Origin of the sequence: Deinococcus actinosclerus (genome assembly GCF_001507665.1) — a bacterium.
GTDB lineage: Bacteria > Deinococcota > Deinococci > Deinococcales > Deinococcaceae > Deinococcus > Deinococcus actinosclerus.
On the sequence record NZ_CP013910.1, the window covers coordinates 3,166,821 to 3,190,250 of the forward strand.

Here is a 23,430-nt window from a genome sequence, read left to right on the forward strand (position 1 = left end):
GACTCACAGGCTGTCCGGGGTGAGCTTGGTCTCGGTGACGGGCGTCAGGGCGGCCGTGTCCTCCTCACCGGTGCGGATGCGGATCACGCGCTCCATGGGCTGCACGAAGATCTTGCCGTCCCCGACCTCTCCGGTGCGGGCGCCCTTGCAGATCGCGTCGATGGCGGCCTGCACGAAGGGTTCGCTGACGGCCATGCGGAATTCGACCTTGTCGTGGAATTCCACCATGACGCGGGTGCCCCGGTAGTGCTCGACGACGGACTGCTCGCCGCCGTGCCCGCTGACGCGGGAGAGCGTGATGCCGCTGATGCCCGCCTGGAAGAGGGCCTCCTTGACCTGCTGCACCCGTTCCGGACGAACGACGGCCGTGATCAGTTTCATGACCCGAGCGTACCCAAGCGTCATCCCCAGAGTGACAATTTGTCCAACATCTTCTCGACAAACCGCACACGACTTGCGGATTTATTGCGATCTGTTCGGCAGAAAGTAGTCATTTCACCTCTTCGGGCAGACAGAAGACCGACCCCCGGGGATGCGGTCGAGGGTCGGCAGACGTGGAGGGTCGGATTCAGGGGTGGGCCGGGTCAGGCCCCAGGAAGGTCAGAGGAGTGTTCAGGTGGTGGTCAGTCGCCGCCGACGAAGACGGGGGCGCCCAGGCCGGTTTCGCTGTCGGAGTAGCCCTGCTCGCTGTGGGCGCTGACATCGATCCCGGCGATCTCCTGACCCACGGGGACGCGCAGCGGCATGACCAGCCCGACCAGTTTCAGCAGGATGAAGGAGCCCAGGCCGGTCCACAGGACGCTGGCCGCTACGCCAATGATCTGGATGAGCATCTGCTCGCCCCAGGGCTTGCCGCTGCCGGTGGTGAAGGCCAGCGCGCCGGTCAGCAGGGCGCCGACGATCCCGGCGACGCCGTGGCAGGCGAAGACATCCAGCGCGTCGTCGGCCTTCATGCGGGCCTTGAACTGCACGGCGGCGAAGCTCGCGGCGGCGCCCAGCGCGCCGACCAGCACCGAGGCGAGCGGGGAGACGAAGGCGCAGGCGGGGGTGATGGCGACCAGCCCGACAACCAGTCCGGTGGCGGCGCCCACGGCGGTGGGTTTGCCGGTGCGGACGCTTTCCAGACCCAGCCAGGTGAGCATCGCGGCGGCCGGGGCGATCAGGGTGGTCATGAAGGCCAGCGCGGCGGTCTGGTTGGCGGCCAGCGCGGAGCCCGCGTTGAAGCCCATCCAGCCGAACCACAGCAGGCCCGCGCCCAGCAGCACGAAGGGGACGTTGTGGGGCACGTGCGCGGTCTTGGGGAAGCCGATGCGGGCGCCCAGCACGGACGCGGCGACCAGCCCGCTGACCCCGGCGGCGATGTGGATGACGGTGCCACCCGCGAAGTCCAGCACGCCCAGCTTGAACAGCCAGCCGTCGGCGTTCCAGACCCAGTGGGCCAGCGGGGCGTAGATCAGCAGGCTCCAGAGGCCGCCGAACAGCACGAACGCCCCGAAGCGCATGCGCTCGATGACGGCGCCGCTGATCAGCGCGACGGCGATGATCGCGAACATCGCCTGGAAGGCCGCGAAGATGTAGCTGGGGATGGTGCCGGTCAGCTGCCCGGCCAGGCCGTTGAAGCCGAAGTTGCTCAGGCCGCTGAAGAAGGCGTTGCCGCCGGGCGCGAACGCGATCGAGTACCCGCCGAGCAGCCACAGCACGCCGACCAGACCGATGCAGACGACGCTCATCATCATGGTGTTCAGGACGCTCTGGGTGCGGCTCAGGCCGCCGTAGAAGAACGCGAGGCCCGGGGTCATCAGCAGCACCAGGGCGGAGGCGACGATCATCCAGGCGGTGTCGCCGGTGTCGAGTGTGGGCGCCTTGGTCTGCGCGAGGGCCGCGCCGCCCAGCAGCAGGGCCAGCGGGAGGGTCTTGCGGAGGTGGGTCATGGGTGCACTCCTGTGGATTCCGCCTCAGGCGGGGGTGAGGCGGGTCTCGGTGACGGGGGTCAGGGCGGCGGTGTCGCGCTCGCCGGTGCGGATCCGCACGACCTGTTCGAGCGGCTGGACGAAGATCTTGCCGTCGCCGACCTCGCCGGTGCGCGCGCCGAGGCAGATGGCGTCGATGGCGGCCTGCACGAAGGGGTCGCTGACCGCCATGCGGACCTCGACCTTGTCGCGGAACTCGACCATGACGCGGGTGCCGCGGTAGTGCTCGACGACTTCCTGCTCGCCGCCGTGGCCGCTGACGCGCCCGAGGGTGATCCCGCTGATGCCCGCCTGGAAGAGGGCTTCCTTGACCTGCTGGACCCGTTCGGGCCTGATGACAGCCGTGACCAGTTTCATGGCGTCTCCTTTTTTCCGCGCAATTTGCAGTGACCGCATCCCTGCATGCCCCCAGCTTAGGAAGATGAGTGCAGCTTGTCAAAAATTACTTTGACATTTGGCTAGATTTTTTCAGACAAGATGCAGTTATGGGTGACCGGGCGCACGCTGAAGCCCGCACACCACGCCGCGTGTGCCGGAAACCGCGCACAACCTGCACGCCCACCACAACGCAGCGGGGAGAGGCCACCCGCTCGCCTCTCCCCTCCCCTGTGTTCCTCCCTGTGTGTGCCGTCACGCTACGTCAGGCGCCGCACCCGCCGCGCCGACCAGAAGCGGTACACGCCCACCACGATCACGGCCAGCAGCAGCGCCGCCACCAGCGGTGCGAACACCGCCAGCGCACTGAGCATCAGGCTCGTGCCGTCCTCCACGGTGCTCACCACCGGGTTCCCCAGCCCGGCCGTCGTGGCGGTCGCGACCGGCCTCACCGCCGTGCGGGTCGCCTGCACGCCCCCCGCCACGATCAGGCCCAGCGCCATGCTCAGCGCCGGGGGCACGTCCGCCACGCCCGACTGCGCCGCGAACAGCACCGCGCCCGCCGCCGCGTTCACCACGCCGCCCGCCACGTGCAGCACGTGATCCACCCCGGGAATCTTGTCGCCCACGAAATCCAGCAGGCCGACCACCGCCACGCCCAGCAGCACCCACGGGTTGCCCAGCAGGTCAAACGGGGCGTTCAGGTGCACCACGTCCGCGCGGGAGAGCAGGCCCACCAGCAGCAGCGGAATGAACGCGTTCAGTCCCGCCGCACCCGACAGGCCCAGCGAGGACAGCAGACCGGACAGGAGTTCCATATCCCCCCATTACGACCCGCGCGGGCCCACCGTTGCTCCCGGGACCCTTGCGCGAATCTTGAGAGGCCCAGGTCCTGACGTCAGCCGGGGAAGGGGGGCCCGTCAGGCGGCGCGCCTCCCCCTCCCCCGGCGCGTCCGCTCAGCGCAGGTAGGCGACGAGCAGGTCCACGCCCGCGCGCAGGTCATCCACGTGCACGGCCTCCACGACCGTGTGGATGTAGCGGGTGGGCAGGCTGAGGGTCAGGGTGGGCACGCCTTCTCTGCTGCGCTGGATGGCCGCGCCGTCCGTGCCGCCGAGCGCCAGGACCTCCAGCTGCGCGGGAATGCCCCGCTCCTGCGCGAGGTCCCAGAAGCCGTCCACCAGCGGGCGGTGCGAGATCATGCTGGAGTCGAACACCTTGATCCCGATGCCCTGCCCCACGTGCGTGACCGCCTCGTCCGGCGCGACGCCCGGGGTGTCCACCGCCAGGGTCACGTCCAGGCCGATGCCCACCGTGGGCTGCACGCCGTACGCGGCGGTGATCGCGCCGCGCAGGCCGACCTCCTCCTGGGTGCTGAACACGGCGATCAGCTCGTGCCGCAGCGCCTGACCACGCAGGGCGCGCAGGGTCTCGAGCAGCAGGAACACGCTGGCGCGGTCGTCCATCGCCTTACCGCACACCAGCTTCCCGACCTGCCGGGCGGTCTGGTCCAGCGTGACCATGTCCCCGACGCGCACCTGCGCGCGGACCTCGTCGGCACTCAGGCCCAGGTCGATGAAGAACTCCTTGACCTCGGGGATCTTCTTGCGTTCCTCGGGGCTCGCGATGTGCACGGGCTTCCCGCCGGGCGTCATGATGCCCGGCAGCGCCCCACCGCGCGCGTGCACGGTGACGTCCCGCGCGAAGAGGTTGCGGGTATCGAAGCCGCCCAGCGCCTGCACGCGCAGGAAGCCCCGGTCGTCGATGAAGCGCACCAGGAAGCCGATCTCGTCCATGTGCGCGCTGATCATCACGCGCTCGGCCACCTCGCCCTTCTTCACGCGGGGCGCGCGGCGGGCGATGACGTTGCCCATGGCGTCCACGCGCACCTCGTCGACCAGCCCGTCCAGCTCGGCCAGCACGAGGTCGCGCACGGCGTCCTCCTGCCCGGGCACGCCCGGCAGGTCCGACAGGCGCATCAGGAGATCCAGCCGCAGGTCCGCCGCCGTCGGGGCGGCCGGAGCCGCGTCAGCCTTCTTCTGTTTTTTCGACACGCCCGCCAGTATGCGCCGCCGTCCCCGGGGTGTCCTGCGGGGTTCGCCCAGCCGGGACAGCGTCACCGTCCGGTGCAGGTTTCGGAGGTTTCGGCGGGGCGGGCGGTTGCGGGCGCAGGTCCGTGCCGTTGAACTGCCCCTGCGCCTCCGCCAGCCCGCTCGCGGCCCAGACCTCGGCGGCGCTGGCGCCCAGCCGCACGAGTTCCGCCAGATCGGCCTTCTCCTCCTCACGCCAGCGGCTCAGGACCCAGTCCGGCACCGCCCAGCCCGCCGGCGGGCGCGAGATCCCGATCTTCACGCGCACGAAGGCCTCGTGCCCCAGCAGGCGGATGATGTCCCGCACGCCGTTCTGCCCGCCGTGCCGCCCACCCATGCGCAGGCGCAGCAACCCGAACGGACTGTCCAGGTCGTCCTGGAGCACCAGCAGCGACTCGCCGCCCAGCTTGTAGAACGACACCAGCGGCGCGACCGCCTTTCCGGACGCGTTCATGAACGTCAGCGGCCGCACGAGCAGCACCTTCACGCCCACCCCTGAGCCCAGGCGCACCTCGGCGACCTCGGCGTCCTTGCCTTCCTTGCGCCACGACGCCCCGGCGCGGCGGGCCAGTTCGTCCAGCACCAGCCAGCCCACGTTGTGCCGCGTCTGCGCGTACTGCGCCCCCGGATTGCCCAGACCCACGATGATCTTCACGGACATCACCCGGCTTACGCCTGGATGCCCCCCAGCAGCTCGCGCCACTTCGCCTCGGTCTCGCGTACGCGGGCGTCCCCCTTAGCCCGGTTGTACCCGCCCCGGAACTCCGCGAAGCGCGTGTCGGTCTCGGCGAACAGCAGGCCCAGCGCCTGGCGCACGTCCGTCAGGTTGCGCTCGGTCAGGGTGGTGTCCTTCGCGTCGAGCACCTCGTCCAGCGTCGCCATCAGGCCCGACAGGGGCCGCAGCCACTGGAACTGCGGGTGGTTCATCACCAGCGAGTACAGCTCGAAGGGGCCCTTGACCGGGCCGTGCATGAACTCGTACTCGCCCTTGGCGACGTCCAGCAGGGCTGAGTGGAAGTGCCGCAGGGCCGGCACGAGCGCCGTGAGTTTGGCGCGCACGTCCGCGTCAGTGGGAGCAGTCATACCCGCCAGGGTAGCAAGCAGGGCCTGGGCCCCGCATGCCCCCCGGCCTTCATGCGGCCTCGGGCGTCCCGGCGCGCCGGCCCGGGCGGCACCCGCCGCTCCGCGTGCACCGGCGCCCGCCACGTGTCACGCTGAAGGCCCCTCAAACCCAGCCTCCCGGGAGACCCATGACGGACGACCCACCCCGCGCCCCGCGCGCCCCTGCCCCCCAGGCGGTCACCCCGCCCACCCTGACGGTCGCCTTCCACCCGCCGCAGTACGCCCAGACCCTTCCCCCCAGCGCCCTGGCCCGCCTGGACACGCGGCTGGCGCACCTGCACGCCCGCACCCCGGACGACGTTCTGCACGCCACGCTGCGCGACGCGGCCCGCCTGCTGGGCGCCCACCTGACCTTCCGCGCCGCCGGACGCTGCGCCCACGCTCACCCCTGGCAGGCCGACGCGGCCCTGCTGGGCGTCAGCGTGCGCCGCGCCGCGCACCTGCTCCACCTGCGGGGCGGCGCGCGCTGCGACCCGGCCGAACTGCACGCCGCCGTGGGCCGCTGGCCCACCGGGACGCTGCTGGTCGCCCGGCGCGGCGTGATCTGCGCGCAGCTCAACCTCGCGTGCGACCTCGACCGCCTGTCTCTCGACGACCTGGAGCTGGAGGGGCCGCCCGGCCCTGGCGTGGCCCTGTACGCCCACCGCCTGCGCCCCGGGGGTCAGCTCGCGGCGTGGCACACGCCCCGCTGGCCCCGTCCCTAGCCGGCCGGTGGGCCATCAATCTGCGGACCGCACCCTGCGGGGTCGCCCGCGTCAGTTCAGCAGGGCCTCGCCGCCCTCGGCCCCGCCGCGCTCGGGCAGCTCCAGCGGCAGTGGCCCGCCCAGCTGCGGTGTCCACATGCTCGCCGGCCCCGGGCGGCCCACCAGATACCCCTGCACCGCCCCGCACCCCAGTTCACGCAGCGCCTGAAGCTGGCCCGGGGTTTCGACACCCTCGACGATCACGGTCAGGTTCAGGCTGCGGCCCAGGCCGATCAGGGCCCCCACCACCCGCTGCTCGATCGGCGACTCGGCCACCCCCGTGATCAGGGAACGGTCCAGTTTCAGCTCGTTCAGCGGCAGCTGCAGCAGGGTGCTCACCGACGACTGCCCGGTCCCGAAATCATCCAGGGACAGCTGCACCCCCAGCGCCTGCACCTGCGCCAGCTGCCGCGCCACGCGCTGCAGATCCTGCACGGTCAGCCGCTCGGTGATCTCCAGTTTCAGCTGCCCGCCGTCCAGCCCGTGGCGGCGCAGCGTGTCGTGCACCCGCTGCGTGAAGTCCTCCTGCGCGACCTCCAGCGCGGAGACATTCACCGCGATCGGCACCCGCAGGTCCCACGCGGCCGCCTGCCGGCACGCCTCGTCCAGCACCCACGCGCCCAGCTGGCCGATCAGACCGGCCTCCTCCGCCAGCGGCACGAACCGGGCCGGGGCCACCAGCCCCAGCCGCGCGTCCGTCCAGCGCACCAGCGCCTCGAAGCCCAGCAGGTCCCCCGTGCCGGCGTCCACCTGAGGCTGGTAGTGCAGGTGCAGCCCACCGGAGTCCAGCGCGTGACGCAGCCGCGTTTCGAGGTGCAGCTGACCGTGCACCGCCGCGTCCATGGACTTGTGGAAGACCTGCACGCTGCCCCTGCCCCCGCGCTTGGCCTGCGTCATCGCCAGGTCGGCCTGCCGCAGCAGGTTCGCCGGCAGGCTGCTGTCCGGCGGGCTGAGCGCCACCCCGACGCTGGCGCGCACGTTCACCGGCTGTCCCTCGACCAGCAGCGGCTGCGCCAGCGCGTCCCGCAGGCGCCGCGCCACACCCGCCGCCTCGGGAGGCCCGGCCACGTCCGGGATCAGGACCACGAATTCGTCGCTGCCCAGGCGCGCCACCGTGTCCACCGGGCGCACCTCCTCCTGCAGGCGGCGGGCCACCCCGCGCAGCACCTCGTCGCCCACCGCGTGCCCCAGCGTGTCGTTCACGCGCCGGAAGCCGTCCAGGTTCAGCTGCACGACCGCCAGCGCCCGGCCGTTGCGGGCCACGCGGCGCAGCTCCACCTGCAGGCGGTCGAGCAGCAGCGTGCGGTTCGGCAGGCCGGTCAGCGCGTCGTGCTGCGACTCGTGCGCCAGCTGTGCCGCCAGCCGGCGCAGCTGCTCCTCGGTGCGCCGCCGCTCACGGATGTCCCGGTCCTGACCCAGGATCAGCTCCCGGCCCCCCACGGTCACGACGCTGCTGGCACTCTCGACCGGGAAGACCGTCCCGTCGCGGTGCAGGTGCGAACCCTCCCCCTGCACCTGCCCCTCCTCGCGGATCCAGGCGAACAGCTCGGCGCCCTCCTCGGCCATCATCGGGTAGGGGTGCAGCCGGTCGATGGACTGCCCGATCAGTTCGTGGCGTTCGTACCCGTTCATGCGGCAGAAGGCCTCGTTGCAGTCCACGATCCGCCACGCGACCTCCGGGTCGTGCGGGTCGATGAGCACCACGCCGTCCGCCGACTGCTCGAAGAGCGTCCGGAAGCGCTCCTCGCTCTCCTGACGCGCTCGGCGCTCCTCGCGTTCCTGCGTGACGTCCACGCCGGTCGCCACGATCAGCGCCACCCGGCCCCGGGCGTCGAGCAGGGCGGTGTTCGACCACAGGACGTAGCGCAGCTCGCCGCTGCGGGTGCGCCAGTAGTTCTCGTGCCGGTTGGGGTAGTCCCCGGCCGTCAGCGCCCCGAAGGCCGCCATGACGCCCGCCACGTCCGCTTCGGGCAGCACGAAGGGCCACAGGACCTGGCCGCGCAGTTCCTCGCAGCTGAAGCCCGAGAGCCGCTCGGCCGCCGGGTTGAAGCGCAGCACGCGGCCCTGGGGGTCGAGGACCACGACCAGCGTGTCAGTCACGTTCAGCACCGCCTCGGCCAGTCCAGCGCCGCCGGGCTGGGCGGCGGACGCGATCGCGGCAGTCAGGCGGCTGAGCATGCCCCGAGCGTAGAGGGCCGGGCCTCACAGAACCTTGAATGGGACGGCGCGTGAACAGGCCTTAATGCGCGCGCCCGCGCCGGGCGCCCCGCTCCCCGGTCAGGGCGCCGGTACTCCACAGCGCCCAGGCCACGAGGACCGGCTGGAAGAACAGCCGGATCAGGCGCTTGCGGTCGGTGTCCAGCCCGAAGGCACTCTGGCGGGACACGTACTGCGACACGTTCCCCGGGAAGATCGCCACGAAGAACGCCGCCAGCGCCAGTCCCACCTGCCGCCGCCGCGCGCCGGAAAGCATCGCCAGCCCGAACGCGATCTCGACCGCGCCGGAGCCCAGCACCACCGCGTCCTTGTTCACGGGCAGCCAGGTCGGCACCTGCGCCTGGAAGGCCCGGCGCTGGAAGGTCAGGTGCCCCACGCCCGCCAGGGTCATGAACGCCCCGAGCAGCGCGCGCGCCGCCGAGCGGGGAAGGGAGGTGGAGCCGGCAGCAGGCGGGGTCGTCATGTGCCCACGGTACGCAGCGCCGCCGGGGTCCGCATGACAGCCGCCCAGCGGAAGCCTTGACCAAAGTCATGGGCGCGCCCCGGGGAGGCCCTCACCCTGGGGGCATGAGTTACGCGATCACTTCCCGCTGCGCGGGCGTCCGTGACGGCGCCTGCCTGGACGTCTGCCCCATCGCCTGCATTCACGACGCCGGGGATCAGTTCGTGATTCACCCGGACGAGTGCATCGACTGCGGCGCCTGCGCGGTCGCCTGCCCCGCGCAGGCCATCGTGGAGGGCCACGAGGCGCCCGGCGCCCTGGCCTACGCCCGCGCCGCGCTGCACCTGACGCCCTGAGTGACGTGCGCCCATGGCAGCATCCGGAGCGTGACGCTCCCTGAGAACCTGCGGGTCTCGCCGCTGCTGCGCGGCGCCGCGCCCGACACGCTGCGGCAGCTGGCCGCGCAGGCGGCCTCCCGGACACTGCCCCGGACCGCCGCGCTGTGGCGCAGCGGGGACCCGGTCGTCTGCGCGTTCATCCTGCTGCGCGGCGAGGTGCGCCTGACCCGCCCCCAGGCCGGTGGTCGCAGCCTGACCCGTCCGGTCAGCGGCGCGGGGGAGGTGCTGGGCCTGCGGGACGTGCTGGGCGCCGCCGACACCTTCGCTGAGGACGCCGTCGTCAGCGCGCCGCACACGGACCTGCTCGCCCTGCCCGGCGCGGCCCTGCGGGAACTGGTCCGGCGCGACCCGGCCCTGGCGGGCGCGGCCCTGACGCTGCTGGCCGAGCAGACCCGCAGCGCCGAGGCCCGCCTGGACCTGCTGAGCGCGCCGGTGCCCGTCCGGCTGATCGGCTACCTGCTGGAACGCGGCCCGCACGCCCTGCCCACCAACTCGGCGCTGGCCGCGCAACTCGGCACCGTGCCGGAACTCGTCAGCCGCCACCTGGGCGACCTGTACCCTCAGGGAATGATCGGGCTGCGCCGCCGGGAGATCGTGACGCTGGATGAGGCCGGGCTGCGCCGCCGCCTGCCGGGCTGAGGGCGGCACGTGAACGCGGCCCCACACCGGACGGCGGGGGCCGCGCGGACCACTGTGGACTTAGAGCGTGCCCTTGAGGGTCGTGGCGACCTTGAAGCGCACCTTCTTCCCGGCGGGAATGGTGATGCGTTCGCTGGTGCCGGGCTTGACGCCGGTGCGGGCGGCGGTCTGGGTGACGCTCAGCGTGCCCAGTCCGGGCAGGCCCACGCTGCTGCCGCCGCGCAGGGCGTCCACGATGCAGTCGATGACGGTGGCGACGGCGTCCCCGGCCTGCTTCTTGTTCAGGGTTGTCTTGTCGGCCACCATGTCGATGATCTGCGTCTTGGCGATCTTGCCGGCCTCGGCCTTCGGGGCGGGTGTGGCCGCGCCTTTCCTGGCGGGGGCGGGTTTCTTCGCGGCGGGCTTGGTGCTCTTGGCCATACGTGCAACCTCCGGGGGTGGACTGCGAGCGGCACAGGGCAAACGCAATTGAATTGTGGGCTCAGTCGCACAGTAACACAGCTGCGCTGAGCGTCAAGAGGGGCTGGAGGTGCGCCCAGTGGGGGTGCAGCGTCACGCGGGCCATCCCGGGCGGCGCCGGGCGCCTCAGTCCGGCCGGGCGGATCGGGCGCAGCGCCGTCCCGGAGGGCCGTTACAGGACGCCCGGTCCGCCCGGCGGGCGCAGCGTGAGCGTCCGGGCGCGGCCGCTCAGGGCGTCGAACGTCCACAGCCGCCCACGCAGCGGTTCGCCCACGCCGCCCAGCACCTTCAGGGCCTCGAGCGCCATGAGCTGCCCGGTCAGGGCAGGCACCGGGCCCAGCACCCCGGCCTCGTCGCAGCTCAGGTCGTCGCCGGGCTCCGGGAACACGTCGCGCAGGCCCGCGTGGGGGCCGAACACGCTGACCATGCCGCTCGTGCCGCTGGCCGCGCCCCAGATCCACTCGCGGCCCTGCGCGGCGCAGGTGTCAGCGATCAGGTAGCGCGCCGCGAAGTTGTCGGTGGCGTCCACGACGAGCGTCACCCCGGTCAGCAGCCCCGGGAGGGTCCCAGGCGTGACGCGCGGCGCGACCCGCACCTGCACGTGGGGGTTGATGGCCTGGGCGCGGGCGGCGGCCACCTCGGCCTTGGGCCGCCCCACGTCGGGCGTGGCGTACAGCGTCTGGCGATGCAGGTTACTGAGGTCCACCCGGTCGTCGTCCGCGACGGTCAGGGTGCCCACACCCGCCCCGGCGAGGCTGGCGACGACGGGGCTGCCCAGCCCCCCAGCGCCCACCACGAGCACGTGCGCCGAGCGCACGCGTTCCTGCGCGCCGGCGTCCAGCCACTCGGGCACCAGCAGGGCGCGCGAGTAGCGGCGCAGTTCGGGGCGGGACAGGGGCCGGGCAGACATGCGGGCAGTCTAGCGGGCCCCGGCGGCGCCCCTGATCCGGGTGGGGGCGCCCCCGCCGGCGCCCCGGACGGCCGCTCTAGAATGCCCGGCGTATGCCTGACCTGCCTGCCCCGCTGCCGCCCGTGCCCACGCTGCTCGTGACGGCAGCGGCGTTCCTGCTGGGATCGCTGGTGAGCGGCGTGCTGTACTCGCGCGCGCGCGGCGCGGACATCCGTGACCGCGACCTGCCGGGCGGCAGCGGCACGTGGCGGCAGTTCGGGCGCGGCGCAGGCATCCTGGTCTCGGCGGGAGACATCGGCAAGGGCGTCCTGGCGGCCCTGCTGGCCCGCGCGCTCGTGCCGCAGGGCGGCGAGGCGCTGGCGGCGCTCGTGACGGGCGCCGTCGTGGCCGGCCACTGCTACCCGGTGTTCTTCGGCTTCCGGGGCGGCGGGGGCATCGCGCCGCTGCTGGGCGCGCTGCTGGTCTTAGCGCCGGGCGTGCTGCTGGCGCTGCTGCTCACGGCGGCCGTCGTGATTCCCACCTACAAGGCCACCCTGCAGGCCCGGCTGAAACTGAACGCGGTGCCGTTCACGACCGCCGTCGCCGTGCCGGTGGGGCTGCTGGCGGGCGCCCTGAGCGGCGGCTTCTGGCCGCTGCTGGCCGGCGGGACCGTCATGGCCGTGCGGGCCGCGCACCTGCTGCGCCTGGAGCGGGCGTGAGGCGCGCGGCCCTGCTCGCGGGGCTGCTGGGCGCCCTGCTGGACAGCGCGGCGGGCGCCACGACCGCGCTGGACGGCCGCACCCTGCGGCACGAGGGCGCGGGCGGCGCGTGGCAGCGCACCCTGCCGGACGCGCTGGGCCCCCTCAGCGGTCCCCTGGAACTGGGCAGCACCGTACTGGTGGGGGCCGGACCGGTCGTGTACGCGCTCGGCCCCGGGGGCGTGGCGACCGGCCGGGCCGACCTGCCGGGCGTGGTGAACAGCCTGGACGCCAGCGGCGACGTGGTCACGGCCAGCACCCTGCTGGGCGGCGTGACCGAACGGTTCACGCTGAACGTGCAGGGCGGCGCGCTGCGCGTGCAGGAGCGGGTGGTGTTCCCGCCGGATCCGGTCGTGACCGGCTGGCTGGCCAGCGTGGCCGATCAGGTGCCGGCCGCGCAGCTGCGCGCGGCGGCGCAGCAGGACCCCCTCAACCCGTTCCTGACGCTGCGGCTGGCGCAGACCGAGGGCGAACCCGCCGGGGCGCTCAGCCGGGTGCGGCAGGCGCTGAGCGGGCCGCTGCCCTTCCCAGCGTGGGTGCAGCTGGCCGAGCGGCTGGACGGAGCGGGCTTCCCGGCGGCGGCGGACCTGGCCCTGGCGCAGGCGCAGGAGGACGCGGCGGCGCGCGGCGTGGACCCGGCGCTGCCGGTGAGCCGCGCGGCGCTGGGGGCGTACGGGAATCCCAGCGGGTACGTGGGAACGCTGCTGGCGCAGGGCCGCGTCGACCGGGCCGGCGCGTGGATGACCTACCTGCGGGACCTGCACCCCCGGTTCGAGGGGGGCGGCGCGCTGTACGAACGCTACGCGCGGACGCTGGACGCGCAGGGCCGCGAGGGCGAGGCCGACGAGTGGCGGCAGTTCGCCCGGACGCTGCGCACCGGCACGCTGTACAACCTGGGGCTGGAGGGCCTGGGCGCGGTGCGCGACGCGGCGCGGCTGGCGAGCCTGGCGCTGGGCCTGAGCCTGCTGGCGGCGCTGCTGACGCTCGCGGTGCGGGCCTTTGCGGCGCAGGGGGAGGACACGCGCGCGCTGGGCGGCCGGTACCGTTCGTGGCTGCGGCGGCCGCTGGCGCGGGCGCGGCGGGTGTTCATCGCGTACGCCTCGCTCAGCGAGCGCCTGACGGTGACGCTGCTGGCGGCCGCGCTGCTGGGCACGCTGGGCGGCGTGCAGTGGGCGAACCTGACCGGCGCGGCGCTGCGCTCGCCGGCGCTGTCGAGCGGCACCTTCGGGGGCGGCTGGTGGAACGCGCAGCTCGAGCGCCTGACCCTGCGGCCGGGGGCCGACGCGGCGCTGCTCACGGCGCTGGGCGCGCAGCTCGACGGCGACGATACCCGCGCCCGCACGCTGTACACGGCGGCGCTGCCGGACGCCTGCGCGCGCAACAACCTGGGCGTGATCGCGCAGCTGCGCGGCGACCTGCCGCAGGCGCGCGACCTCTTCCGCTCGGCGCTGGGCACGCAGCCGGACCTGCTGGCCCCGGCGTTCAACCTGGGCCTGCAACCCGCCGCCCCCGAGGCGGCCTTCCAGCGCACCCTGCGGCCCGAGCAGCCCCGGCTCTGCTACCCGGATCAGCGGCGGCTCACGCGCGCCGCGACCGGCGACCTGAGCGTCACCCTGCGCGGCGCGCTGAGCGACCCGCTGGCGCTGCTTGATCCCTCGGCGGGGGGCTCGGCGCGACTGGGCCTGGCCCTGCTGGGCGTCACGGGACTGGGGGCGCTGCTGCTGCTGTCGCTGCTGCTGCCGCGCACGCCCCTGCCCCCCGAGCGCTCCCGCCCGGCCGGGTTCCGGCTGCTGGGCCTGCTGCTGCCGGGCGCGGCGCTGCTGGATTCCCCGTGGGGCGGGGTGCTGCTGGTCGCGTGGGGCGTGACCCTGGCGGCGCTGGCGCCCCTGTCGGGCCTGGTGGCGTTCGCGGGGCTGCCGCTGGCGGCGGGTCAGGCGGCGCTGCTGGCGGCGCTGGGGGGCATCTACGGGGTAAACACGCTGGCGTTCGTGCTGGCCGAACTCCGGCACGCGCGCCGGGCCGGGCGCGGGCGGCTGGACGACCCGCTGGCCTGACGCGTGTGCCGGGCTTCAGGGGCGGCTGCGGGCTCCGGGGGCGGGCGTACCGTGTGGGCGCCGCGCGCCTGTTAGCCTGCCGGGCATGAGGCTGGTGGTGGGGGTGTCGGGCGGCAGCGGCATGCCGTACGCGGAGGCGATCCTGCGGGCGCTGCGCGAGCTGGACGTGGAGTCGCATCTGGTGGTCAGCAGCGGCGCCAAGCGGGTCATGACCGCCGAGGGGTCCGGGCCGCAGCTCTCTGACCTGACGGCGCTGGCGTCTGTCGTGCATGACGACCGGGATCTGGCGGCGGGCGTGGCGAGCGGGTCGTTCCGCACGGACGGGATGCTGGTGGTGCCGTGCAGCGCGGGCACGCTGGCGAAGATCGCGCAGGGCTTCGCGGACAATCTGGTGGCGCGCGCGGCGCACGTGACCCTGAAGGAGCGGCGGCGGCTGGTGCTGGTGCTGCGCGAGGACCCGCTGCCGCGCCCGATGCTGCTGAACATGCTCGCCGCGCACGACGCCGGGGCGACCGTGATGACGGCCAGCGCGGGGTTCTATCACGCGCCGGGCAGCGTGGACGAGCTGCTGCATTTCGTGACGGCGCGGGTGCTCGATCAGTTCGGGCTGGACGTGCCGGGCTTCCGCCGCTGGAGAGAGGACGGCGCGTGAGGGGCCGGGCGTGAGGGTCGCCGCGCTGATCCCGGCGGCCGGGTCGGGCACGCGGCTGGGGCTGGGCCCGAAGGCGTTTGTGGAGGTCGCGGGCCGCAGCCTGCTGGGCCGCAGCGCCGCAGCCCTGGTCCCGCACGTGGACGAGGTGCTCGTGGCGCTCCCGGCTGGACTGACGCTGCCCCGGGACGTGCCCGCGCGCGCCGTGACGGGCGGCGACACCCGGCAGGCGAGCGTACTGGCGCTGCTGCGCGCCACGGACGCCGAGGTGGTCCTCGTGCACGACGCGGCGCGGCCCTTCCTGCCGGGCGCGGTGGCCGGCGCGGTGATCGCCGCGGCGCGCGAGGTGGGCGCGGCGACGGCGGCGCTCCCGGTGGCGGACACCCTGGTGCGGGCCGGTCCGGGCGGCGACTGGGGCAACCTCATTCCGCGCGAGGGGCTGTGGGCGGTGCAGACGCCGCAAGGCTTCCGGCGTGACCTGCTGCTCGCCGCGCACGGGGCGGCGCTGGCCGACGGGTTCGCCGCCACGGACGACGCGGGGCTGATCGCCCGGACGGGCGGCGCGGTGCGGCTGGTGCCGGGCGACGCGCGGCTGTTCAAGGTGACCACGCCCGGCGACCTGGCCCTGGCGCAGGCGCTGGCCCCGGTGTGGGACGCCGCCCCGGTGTGAGATGCTGGGGGGGCATGAGCGACCTCGCCGCGCCCGTCACGTACTTCGCGCCCGCCAAGGTGAACCTGGGCCTCAGCGTCCGGGACCTGCGTTCGGACGGGTACCACGAACTGCACTCGCTGATGGTGCCCCTGAGCGTCGGGGACGACCTGGAGATCGCCCCGGCCGCCGCCCTGACCCTGCGGGTGGAGGGCGCCGACCTGCCCGAGGACGGGGGCAACCTGGTGTTCCGCGCGGCGCGGGCGTACCTGGACGCCGCCGGCGTGGCGGGCGGCGCGGCGATCACGCTGCACAAGCGGCTGCCGCTCGCGTCGGGCCTGGGGGGCGGCAGCAGCGACGCGGCGACCACGCTGATGGCGCTGGCGCGGCTGTACCCGGCGGGCGTGGACCTCAGCGCGCTGGCGCTGCGCCTCGGCGCGGACGTGCCGTTCTTCCTGCTGGGCCGCGCGGCGGTTGCCTCGGGCGTGGGCGAGGTCCTCGCCCCCACCCCGGTGCCGCGCGTGGCGCTGGTGCTGCTCAACCCCGGCGTGGAGGTCAGTGCCCGCGACGCGTACGTGTGGCTCGACGCCGAGGAGGGCTTCACCCCGGCTCTGGAGATCGAGGCGATTCTGGCGGCCCTGTCGAACGGGCGGCCCACGCCGTACCTGAACGCCCTGCAGGGCCCGGTCGCGGCGCGGCACGCTCCCATCCGCGAGGCGCTGGCGGCCCTGACGGCGGCGGGGCTGCACTCGCCGCTGATGAGCGGGTCGGGCAGCACCTGCTTTGCGCTGGCCCGCGACGACGCGCACGCGCACGACGCCGCGCAGGTCCTGGCGGCGCGGCACCCGGACTGGTGGGTGCAGGCGGCGCACAGCCTGGGCAGCTGAGCGGGGGCCCCTTCAGCTCACCTCAGGTAAGTCGCGGGTAAGGCCGGCGGGTCTACGCTGCCGGGCAGACGGCCCCCTTCACGCTGCCCCTGCCCGGAGTGACCACTTGACCCTGCACGATCCCCCCACCCTGATCACGACTCCTGTCCTGCTGGTGCCCACGGCGCCGTTCGAGCGGGTCGGTGCGCTGCCGCAGCGGCACACCGTGCCGGGCGCGGAACTGCTGGTCTTTCAGTTCGCCAACGGGTACGGCGCGGCCGTGACCCGCCAGCTGTCCCGACCCGAGGAGAGCGCCTTCGAGTTCTGCGTGCTCGACTGCATGCAGCCCACGCCTCAGCCCTGCTTCTCGACCACGGTGGCGACCTCGTTCGTGTCGGGCCTGTCGCGTGAGGGCACCGAGGGCCTGCTGATGCTCACCGAGCGGCTGGGGCTGCATCCGCTGCGCGTGCGGGCGAACAGCAGTCTGCTGGACGAGGACTTCTGATCCACCCGCCCGGGGGGCACTGACCGGAGCAGCTGACCGGGCGGCGGGGGAAGGCCTACCCCCACCGCCCGGTTCTGCGCGCGTGGACCGCCGGGGGCTATGCTGCGCGGGTCACATGAACACGAAAACGGTGGGGCCGCTGCGGCGGAAGAGGTCGTGGGGTCGCCGGGTGGCGACCGGCGTGCTGGGGACGCTGCTGCTGCTGGGCGCGGCGGGCGGCGGGGCCTACGCGTGGCTGCGCGCGACCAGCGAGCCGCAGCGCGCGGGCAACGTGAATCTGGCCGGGCTGGGCGGGAACGTGCAGGTCACGCGCGACGCGTGGGGCGTGCCGCACATCCGCGCGCAGACCGACGAGGACGCGGTGTTCGCGCTGGGCTTCGTGCACTGGCAGGACCGCGCGTGGCAGATGGACTTCCAGCGGCGCGTGGCGCAGGGTCGCCTCTCGGAGGTGCTGGGCGAGGCGGCGCTGCCGCAGGACAGGTTCCTGCGCACCTGGGGTTTCCAGCGGGCCGCGCAGAGTGCCCTGCCCGCCCTGGACGCGCGCTCGCGCCGCCTGATCGCGGCGTACACGGCGGGCGTGAACGCCGCGCAGGGCCGGGGCAAGAAGGCGCTGGAATTCCGGATCCTGGGGTACACGCCGGAGCCCTGGCAGGACGTGGACACGGTGTCGTGGAGCAAGCTGATGGCCTTCGACCTGGGCGGCAACTACGACCGGGAGGTCCTGAACGCCCACGTCGCACGCCAGCTGGGAGCGGGGGGGCTGGATCAGGTCACTGCGCCGTACCCGGCGGATGGGCCGACGATCCTCAGCGCGGACGAGGTCGGGGCCGAGAACGCCGCGCCGCAGACCGGCACGACCTCCGATGCGCCCCGCCTGCCGGAGGCGACGGTCGCGGCTCTGCGGGCGCACCTGCGGGCCGCCGAGGCGCTGGGCATGCAGCAGGTGCCCGGCAAGGGCAGCAACGACTGGGTGATCGCCGGGTCGCGCACGGCCAGCGGCAAACCCATCCTGGCGGACGACCCGCACCTCGCGCTGACCGCGCCGATGCTGTGGTACCTCGCGGACGTGCAGGGTGGGGACCTGAAGGCGATCGGGGCCAGCATCCCGGGCCTGCCGGCCATCGTGATCGGGCGCAACGAGCGGGTCGCGTGGGGCGTGACGAACGTGAACCCCGACGTGCAGGACCTGTACGTGGAACCCGAGGGCGCGCGGCTCACCAGTCGCCAGGAGGTGATCAAGGTCAAGGGCAAAGAGGACGTGACGCTCACCGTCCGCGAGAGCGCGCACGGCCCGGTCATCAGCGACAACGGCGGCGGCGGCCTGAACTTCGCGGACGCGGGCCCGCGCGTGGCCCTGAAGTGGACGGCGCTGCAACCCGGCGACACCACCATGGACGCCTTCCTGGGCCTGAACTACGCGCAGAACTGGGCCGAGTTCACGCAGGCGCTCTCGCGCTACGTGGCCCCCAGCCAGAACTTCGTGTACGCGGACGTGGACGGCAACACCGGCTACTACGCGCCGGGCCGCGTGCCCATCCGCGAGGGCTGGGACGGCAGCCTCCCCGTGCCGGGCGACGGCAGCCGCGAGTGGCGCGGCTTCATTCCCTTCGGGGAACTGCCGCACACCCTGAACCCGGCCGACGGACTGGTCGTCACCGCGAACAACCGGGTCGTGCCCGACGGGTACCCCTACCTGCTCGGGAACACCCGCAACTGGGCCGAACCGTACCGCGCCCGGCGCATCACGGACCTGCTGACCGCCACCCCGAAACTGAGCGTGGCGGACGTGCAGCGCACCCAGCTCGACACCCACAGTCTCGTGTGGGACGACTTCCGCCCCGTTCTGCTGGCCACGAAGCCCGGCAGTGACCGCGCCCGGCAGGCCCTGAGGACCCTGCAGGGCTGGGACGGCAGCATGACCACCGGCAGCCAGGGCGCCCTGCTGTTCGAGGCGTGGCTGCTGCAGCTTCAGGAGATGGCCCGCGACGAACTGAACGACGCGACCGTCATGAACAGCCTGTCCGTCCTGAACCAGCTGCGCGCCGGCGGCGAACTGTGCGCGCAGGGCGGCCAGGGCGACTGCGCGGCCCTGCTGACCCGCACGCTGGACGCCGCCATCACCGACCTCCAGGCCCGCCTGGGGGACGACATGACCGGCTGGACGTACGGGAAGCTCCATCAGGTCGCCAGCAACCACCGCGCGTTCGGGAAGGTCAGCGCCCTGGCGTGGCTGTTCAACCACCACGCCCCCACCCCCGGCGGCACGAACACCGTGAACGTCGCCCGGCCCGAGCACGACACCTTCGCGCAGACGCACGGCCCCAGCTACCGCCAGATCGTGGACCTCAGTGATCCCGACCGCAGCGTGTACATCGGCAGCCTGGGGCAGGCGGGCAGCCCCCTGGCGCCCCACGCCACCGACCAGATGACCCGCTGGATCGGCGGGCAGTACCTCCCCATGAGCACGAAACCCGCCGACTGGGGAAACACGCAGACCCTCACCCTTCACCCGGCGGGCAAGTAGGTAGACTGCCGTATGGCCGAACCTCACCGCGTGCGCGACGCCCTGCGCGCCAGCATGACCGCCTGGGCCACCCTGACCGTCCGGGACGACCAGGCCCGCGTGACCCTCGCCCCCGACCTCGACGTGCTTGCCCCGCAGCTCGACGCGATCGACCCCGGCTGGAGCCTCACCTGGGCGTGCGACCACCCGGCGCCGCCCATCGTGCGCGCCCGCCTCAGCGTCCTGGGTGCGGCCCGCGAGGGCCTCGCCACCGCGCATACCCTTCAGGACGCCAAACTGGCCGCGCTGGCCGACCTCGCCCGCTCGTACGGCGTCACGCCCACCAGCGACCCCGTCTGGGTCGAGTACGACCCGGAGGACGGCGCGAACACCAGCGAACTGGAAACCGACACCCCCACCCCCCGCCCCGCCGCCGAGCGCCCCCTGCCCCCACAACCACCCCGCGACCCGCAGATGGAAAAGGCGCGTCGGCACATCGAGGACCTGCTGGAGCAGCTGAAAGTCGCTGGGCGCGGCGGGGAAGCCGCCCGCATCCTCATGCGCGGCTACGGCGAGACCCTGGAAGAAAGCCGCGCCATCTACAAGGACCTCCACGCCCTCCTGAAAGGCTGACCCCATGCGTAAATTCCTCGCCTTCGGCGACGTGCACGCCGACTTCGACCTCCTCTGGGCCGCCCTGCGCGCCGCCAGCTGCGCCGACGGTGCGGGGATGCCCACCCCGCCCGTCCAGGCCGGACTGTTCCAGGTCATCCTGATCGGCGACCTCGTCCACCCGAAGAACGAGCGCGATTACGCCCGCCTGACCGGCCTGCCCCGCTTCGACCACAAGAACCCCGACCACCTGTTCCTCGCCGCGCGCGAACAGATCCGCCACCTGGAGAAACTGAAGGCGTACCAGGAAGCCGCGCCGCACGCCGTGCACATCATCCTGGGCAACCACGACGACGCCGTCCTGAACACCAGCTACGTGCTGGGCACCAGCGGCGGCATGGTCCACGTGGAATTCGACCCGGACCACGGCGGCCTGATCCTCCCCGACCACCTCGCCGCGTGGATGCGCAGCTTCCCGCGCGAACTGCGCGTCGGCACCGTGCAGTTCGCGCACGTCTCACCCCTGCCCGCCCACGCGCACTATGACGACCTGTTCTACGCCGACCACAGCCCCAAACGCTGGTTCCGCGACTCGCCCGAGTACGTCCGCATGGCCGGACTCGACTACGGCGTGTACGGCCACACCCAGATCGACGGCGGCATCCACCTCGACGAGGACCACCACCTCGCCATGATCGACGCGCTGCACGCCCGCGAGTACCTCGAACTGCTGCTCGATCCCGGGCAGGACGAACCGGTCCAGAACGTCCGCGCTGTTCCCTTCTGACCCCGCCCGCCCCGGCCCGCGCGCCCACACATTGACAACCGTGAAGTGCGCCGCTATCCTTAACCCCGCTGCTTTTGCAGCCCCTTCAAGGCACGGTCCGGTAGTGTAGCGGTTAGCATATCTGCCTGTCACGCAGAAGGTCGCGGGTTCAAATCCCGTCCGGACCGCCAAGGAAGGCTAGGTAGCTCAGCTGGTAGAGCAAACGACTGAAAATCGTTGGGTCGCCGGTTCAAGTCCGGCCCTGGCCACCACCAAAGGAAACGCCCCCACCCCAGCGGTGGGGGTTTTTCATGCCCTCATGCGTGCGGGCCATGCTGGGCGTCATGCGCCCACAGTTCACGCCTGAAGCCCTGCGCGCCGTCGCGGCGTTCCTGCCCGTCATGGCGGACCCGGCGTTCCGCTTCACGGACGGCCAGCCGCCCGCCGTGGTCCTGCCGGACGGCGGCGTGCAGATGCGCGGGTACGCGTACGACCCGCAGGTGGCGCGGCTGCTGCGCACGCTGGACGAGTTCGGGTGGGTGCATGCCGACGAGCGGTTCCAGTGGCCGCGGTGGGCGCAGTCGCCCGAGGCGCGCGCCCTGCGGGACGACCCGGCGGTACTGGCCCGCGCGACCCCGGTTCAGCTGGCGCGGCTGCTGACGGTCTTCGCGCGGCAGGAGCGGTTCAGTGACGGCGCGCGCCTGGGCTTCTGGGAGTCCGGGCTGCTGCTGGGCATCCTGCGCCGCGCGGCGGCACTGGCGGATACAGCGGGACGGGCGGGTGCGGCGGGCTGATCCTCCCTCTCCCCTGCCGGGTGCCCGGGCGCCTGTGTTCCCCGCCCCCTGGCAGGAATGCATGGACTTGTGGATAATGCGCGGTTGAGGTCGCGCCTGCGGGTGCGGACTCCCACAACCGGGTGACCTGTACTGTCACCCCAGGCCCGCGCCGTTCAGGGTGCGGACCTGCCGGGAGGAAAGACATATGACGAACGTGACTGCCGGGGCCGACTGCGGACCCCAGAACCCTGGTTTTGACCGCCGCTACGACGTGCAGGGCCTTGACGCCATCGACGTGGCCGTGCTGGGCACCTTCCCGCACGTGCGCGAGGACGACCCGGTGCGCTATCCGGGCGAGCCGATGCAGATCGAGATCGTGACGGACGAGTTCAGCCCGGTGTGCCCCTGGAGTGGCCTGCCGGACTTCGGCCGCCTGGAGATCCGGTACCTGCCGCGCGAGGCGTGCGTGGAACTCAAGAGCCTGAAGTACTACCTGACCAGCTACCGGTTCGTGGGCATCTACCACGAGCACGCGACGCGGCGGGTACTGGCGGATCTGGTGAACCTGCTCAAGCCCCTGAGCATGGAGATCCGCTGCGATTACGGCATGCGTGGCGGGCTGAACACGATCTGCACCGTGAAGTACGTGGCGCCCGACCATCAGCCCCAGGGGGCGTAAGCGGATGCCGTGGAAACTGAGTTCGGAGTTCACGTTCGATTCGGCGCACGTGATCACCGGCTACGACGGGCCGTGCGGGCGGCTCCACGGGCACACGTACCGCGTGCGCATGGAGCTCAGCAGTGAGAAGCTGCGGCCCAGCGCGCACGTGAAGCGCGCCATCATGGTCGCGGACTTCAAGACCCTCAAATGGGCCAAGAAGGACGTGGACGCGGGCGGCCTGGACCACGCGTACCTGAACGACCTCCCGGACCTGGGCGACGACACGACCGCCGAGGTCATCGCCGCGTACCTCCACCGCAGGACGATGGACCGCGTCCGCGCCGACCTGCCCGAGGGGGACGACGGCGCGGACCTGCGGCTGCACGTGACGCTGTGGGAGACGCCGGAGAGCAGCTGCGAGTACTGGGAGTGAGGCTGTGAACCGGATTCCGTCTGTTCCATGTGCACCTCGGCACCCCACCGAGGTCCACATTCCACGCCCGGAATCCGCTGGGCTCCTTCTCGCGTCCGCTCGACTGGACCGGTTCTGGCGAACCATTCCAGCGGAGCAACCATGAAATACCCGGTGTACGAGCGGTTCTACACCTGGCAGGGCGAGGGGGTGCACCTGGGCCGCGCGGCGTACTTCATCCGCCTGTACGGCTGCCCCCAGGCCTGCCCCTGGTGCGACAGCGCCGGAACCTGGCACCGCGACTACCGCCCGGACGGCGTGACCCTGATGGATGCCGACGAGTTGGCCGAGGTGGTGCGCACCGAGAGTCCGGACGGCGCCGTCGTGGTCGTGACGGGGGGCGAGCCGATCCTGTTCGACCTCGCGCCCCTGACGGACGCCCTGCATGCCCAGGGCCGCCGGGTGCACATCGAAACGAGCGGGATCGCACCGTTGCGGGGGGCGCTGGACTGGGTGACCCTCTCACCTAAACCCTTCGGTCAGCCCCCGCTGCCGGAAGTGGTGGCGCGGGCAGATGAGGTGAAGATCATCGTCCACGACCCGGGCGACATTCAGGCCGGACTGGACACCCTGACCGGCCTGCCGGAGAAGGCGGTGATCTGGTTGCACCCCGAGTGGAGCAAAGCCCGCGAGCGGGACCTGACCGTGCTGAACGCGATCACGCAGGCCGTGAAGGACAACCCGCGCCTGCGGGCCGGGTACCAGATGCACAAGCTGTACCGCGCCGACGACCTCGACGCGCACAGTGACAAACGCCTGATCCCCCTCGGCGGCAACGTGGAACTCGGGTATTGACGGGGCGGTGGGGCGTCGAGGC

At 72.8% G+C, this 23,430-nt stretch carries 27 protein-coding genes and 2 tRNA genes; 18 read left to right on the forward strand and 11 right to left on the reverse strand.

Annotation, left to right across the window (positions count from 1 at the left end):
- Window positions 1–3 precede the first annotated feature (3 nt).
- The 7 genes from AUC44_RS15500 to AUC44_RS15530 form a co-directional block, all read right to left on the reverse strand.
- Window positions 4–381, reverse strand: a complete 378-nt coding sequence (locus AUC44_RS15500; RefSeq protein ID WP_062159512.1) for a P-II family nitrogen regulator — start codon at window positions 379–381, stop codon at window positions 4–6.
- Window positions 382–623: 242 nt separating this feature from the next.
- Entirely contained in the window at window positions 624–1,931 is a 1,308-nt protein-coding gene (locus AUC44_RS15505; protein ID WP_062159513.1) for an ammonium transporter, read from the reverse strand.
- A gap of 24 nt (window positions 1,932–1,955) precedes the next feature.
- A complete protein-coding gene (locus AUC44_RS15510) occupies window positions 1,956–2,327 on the reverse strand; it encodes a P-II family nitrogen regulator (protein WP_062159514.1) in 372 nt (123 codons plus the stop codon).
- Between the two features lie 278 nt (window positions 2,328–2,605).
- Window positions 2,606–3,163, reverse strand: coding sequence for a DUF4126 domain-containing protein (locus AUC44_RS15515; protein ID WP_062159515.1), 558 nt, complete (start codon window positions 3,161–3,163; stop codon window positions 2,606–2,608).
- Window positions 3,164–3,302: 139 nt separating this feature from the next.
- Complete coding sequence (locus AUC44_RS15520) at window positions 3,303–4,397, reverse strand: M42 family metallopeptidase (RefSeq protein ID WP_231724478.1); 1,095 nt, start codon at window positions 4,395–4,397, stop codon at window positions 3,303–3,305.
- Window positions 4,372–5,088 (reverse strand): aminoacyl-tRNA hydrolase, encoded by a 717-nt coding sequence (pth, locus tag AUC44_RS15525; protein WP_082689217.1) that lies wholly within the window; start codon window positions 5,086–5,088, stop codon window positions 4,372–4,374. The genes AUC44_RS15520 and pth overlap by 26 nt, the downstream gene beginning before the upstream one ends.
- 14 nt (window positions 5,089–5,102) lie before the next feature.
- Window positions 5,103–5,516 carry a hypothetical protein gene (locus AUC44_RS15530; protein WP_062159516.1) on the reverse strand — a complete coding sequence of 138 codons (414 nt, stop codon included), beginning with the start codon at window positions 5,514–5,516 and terminating at the stop codon, window positions 5,103–5,105.
- 167 nt (window positions 5,517–5,683) lie between these two features.
- Here AUC44_RS15530 and AUC44_RS15535 point away from each other — a divergent pair, with 167 nt between their 5' ends.
- On the forward strand, window positions 5,684–6,259 hold the full coding sequence (locus AUC44_RS15535; RefSeq protein ID WP_062159517.1) for a hypothetical protein: 576 nt from the start codon (window positions 5,684–5,686) through the stop codon (window positions 6,257–6,259).
- Between the two features lie 51 nt (window positions 6,260–6,310).
- Here the strand turns inward: AUC44_RS15535 and AUC44_RS15540 are convergent, their stop codons facing one another.
- Both AUC44_RS15540 and AUC44_RS15545 read right to left on the reverse strand, forming a co-directional pair.
- Complete coding sequence (locus AUC44_RS15540) at window positions 6,311–8,476, reverse strand: putative bifunctional diguanylate cyclase/phosphodiesterase (RefSeq protein ID WP_062159518.1); 2,166 nt, start codon at window positions 8,474–8,476, stop codon at window positions 6,311–6,313.
- A 61-nt stretch (window positions 8,477–8,537) separates the two neighbouring features.
- The gene (locus AUC44_RS15545) at window positions 8,538–8,978 is read right to left on the reverse strand and encodes a DoxX family protein (RefSeq protein WP_062159519.1); all 441 of its coding nucleotides are present in this window, start codon (window positions 8,976–8,978) and stop codon (window positions 8,538–8,540) included.
- 104 nt (window positions 8,979–9,082) lie between these two features.
- Here AUC44_RS15545 and AUC44_RS15550 point away from each other — a divergent pair, with 104 nt between their 5' ends.
- Window positions 9,083–9,313 carry an indolepyruvate ferredoxin oxidoreductase subunit alpha gene (locus tag AUC44_RS15550; protein WP_062159520.1) on the forward strand — a complete coding sequence of 77 codons (231 nt, stop codon included), beginning with the start codon at window positions 9,083–9,085 and terminating at the stop codon, window positions 9,311–9,313.
- Between the two features lie 30 nt (window positions 9,314–9,343).
- Window positions 9,344–9,994: a Crp/Fnr family transcriptional regulator gene (locus AUC44_RS15555; protein WP_062159521.1), complete on the forward strand. Its 651-nt coding sequence runs from the start codon at window positions 9,344–9,346 to the stop codon at window positions 9,992–9,994.
- 60 nt (window positions 9,995–10,054) lie between these two features.
- On the opposite strand, the gene AUC44_RS15560 is transcribed toward AUC44_RS15555, so the two are convergent.
- Together AUC44_RS15560 and AUC44_RS15565 are read right to left on the reverse strand one after the other, a co-directional pair.
- The gene (locus AUC44_RS15560; protein WP_062159522.1) at window positions 10,055–10,414 is read right to left on the reverse strand and encodes an HU family DNA-binding protein; all 360 of its coding nucleotides are present in this window, start codon (window positions 10,412–10,414) and stop codon (window positions 10,055–10,057) included.
- Between the two features lie 211 nt (window positions 10,415–10,625).
- A complete protein-coding gene (locus AUC44_RS15565; protein ID WP_062159523.1) occupies window positions 10,626–11,363 on the reverse strand; it encodes a HesA/MoeB/ThiF family protein in 738 nt (245 codons plus the stop codon).
- Window positions 11,364–11,455: 92 nt separating this feature from the next.
- On the opposite strand from AUC44_RS15565, the gene AUC44_RS15570 reads away from it, so the two are divergent.
- The 15 genes from AUC44_RS15570 (at window position 11,456) to AUC44_RS15640 (ending at window position 23,408) form a co-directional block, all read left to right on the forward strand.
- A complete protein-coding gene (locus AUC44_RS15570) occupies window positions 11,456–12,061 on the forward strand; it encodes a glycerol-3-phosphate acyltransferase (protein ID WP_062159524.1) in 606 nt (201 codons plus the stop codon).
- Window positions 12,058–14,154, forward strand: coding sequence for a tetratricopeptide repeat protein (locus AUC44_RS15575; RefSeq protein ID WP_062159525.1), 2,097 nt, complete (start codon window positions 12,058–12,060; stop codon window positions 14,152–14,154). The genes AUC44_RS15570 and AUC44_RS15575 overlap by 4 nt, the downstream gene beginning before the upstream one ends.
- Before the next feature lie 85 nt (window positions 14,155–14,239).
- Entirely contained in the window at window positions 14,240–14,806 is a 567-nt protein-coding gene (locus AUC44_RS15580) for a UbiX family flavin prenyltransferase (RefSeq protein WP_062159526.1), read from the forward strand.
- 10 nt (window positions 14,807–14,816) lie between these two features.
- On the forward strand, window positions 14,817–15,473 hold the full coding sequence (gene ispD, locus AUC44_RS15585; protein WP_062159527.1) for a 2-C-methyl-D-erythritol 4-phosphate cytidylyltransferase: 657 nt from the start codon (window positions 14,817–14,819) through the stop codon (window positions 15,471–15,473).
- 14 nt (window positions 15,474–15,487) lie between these two features.
- Window positions 15,488–16,339, forward strand: coding sequence for a 4-(cytidine 5'-diphospho)-2-C-methyl-D-erythritol kinase (locus AUC44_RS15590; RefSeq protein WP_062159528.1), 852 nt, complete (start codon window positions 15,488–15,490; stop codon window positions 16,337–16,339).
- A gap of 106 nt (window positions 16,340–16,445) precedes the next feature.
- Entirely contained in the window at window positions 16,446–16,823 is a 378-nt protein-coding gene (locus AUC44_RS15595; RefSeq protein WP_062159529.1) for a hypothetical protein, read from the forward strand.
- A gap of 115 nt (window positions 16,824–16,938) precedes the next feature.
- Complete coding sequence (locus AUC44_RS15600; RefSeq protein ID WP_062159530.1) at window positions 16,939–19,347, forward strand: penicillin acylase family protein; 2,409 nt, start codon at window positions 16,939–16,941, stop codon at window positions 19,345–19,347.
- Between the two features lie 12 nt (window positions 19,348–19,359).
- The gene (locus AUC44_RS15605) at window positions 19,360–19,959 is read left to right on the forward strand and encodes a hypothetical protein (RefSeq protein WP_062159531.1); all 600 of its coding nucleotides are present in this window, start codon (window positions 19,360–19,362) and stop codon (window positions 19,957–19,959) included.
- 4 nt (window positions 19,960–19,963) lie between these two features.
- A complete protein-coding gene (locus AUC44_RS15610; RefSeq protein WP_062159532.1) occupies window positions 19,964–20,725 on the forward strand; it encodes a metallophosphoesterase in 762 nt (253 codons plus the stop codon).
- Window positions 20,726–20,819: 94 nt separating this feature from the next.
- Window positions 20,820–20,895: transfer RNA gene (locus AUC44_RS15615), tRNA-Asp, on the forward strand.
- Between the two features lie 5 nt (window positions 20,896–20,900).
- Window positions 20,901–20,976, forward strand: a tRNA-Phe gene (locus tag AUC44_RS15620).
- Between the two features lie 72 nt (window positions 20,977–21,048).
- The gene (locus AUC44_RS15625; protein ID WP_062159904.1) at window positions 21,049–21,498 is read left to right on the forward strand and encodes a DUF6508 domain-containing protein; all 450 of its coding nucleotides are present in this window, start codon (window positions 21,049–21,051) and stop codon (window positions 21,496–21,498) included.
- Between the two features lie 187 nt (window positions 21,499–21,685).
- Window positions 21,686–22,159 carry a preQ(1) synthase gene (gene queF / locus AUC44_RS15630; RefSeq protein WP_046843676.1) on the forward strand — a complete coding sequence of 158 codons (474 nt, stop codon included), beginning with the start codon at window positions 21,686–21,688 and terminating at the stop codon, window positions 22,157–22,159.
- Window positions 22,160–22,163: 4 nt separating this feature from the next.
- The gene (locus tag AUC44_RS15635) at window positions 22,164–22,574 is read left to right on the forward strand and encodes a 6-pyruvoyl trahydropterin synthase family protein (RefSeq protein WP_062159533.1); all 411 of its coding nucleotides are present in this window, start codon (window positions 22,164–22,166) and stop codon (window positions 22,572–22,574) included.
- Between the two features lie 141 nt (window positions 22,575–22,715).
- The gene (locus AUC44_RS15640; protein WP_062159534.1) at window positions 22,716–23,408 is read left to right on the forward strand and encodes a 7-carboxy-7-deazaguanine synthase QueE; all 693 of its coding nucleotides are present in this window, start codon (window positions 22,716–22,718) and stop codon (window positions 23,406–23,408) included.
- Window positions 23,409–23,430 lie beyond the last annotated feature (22 nt).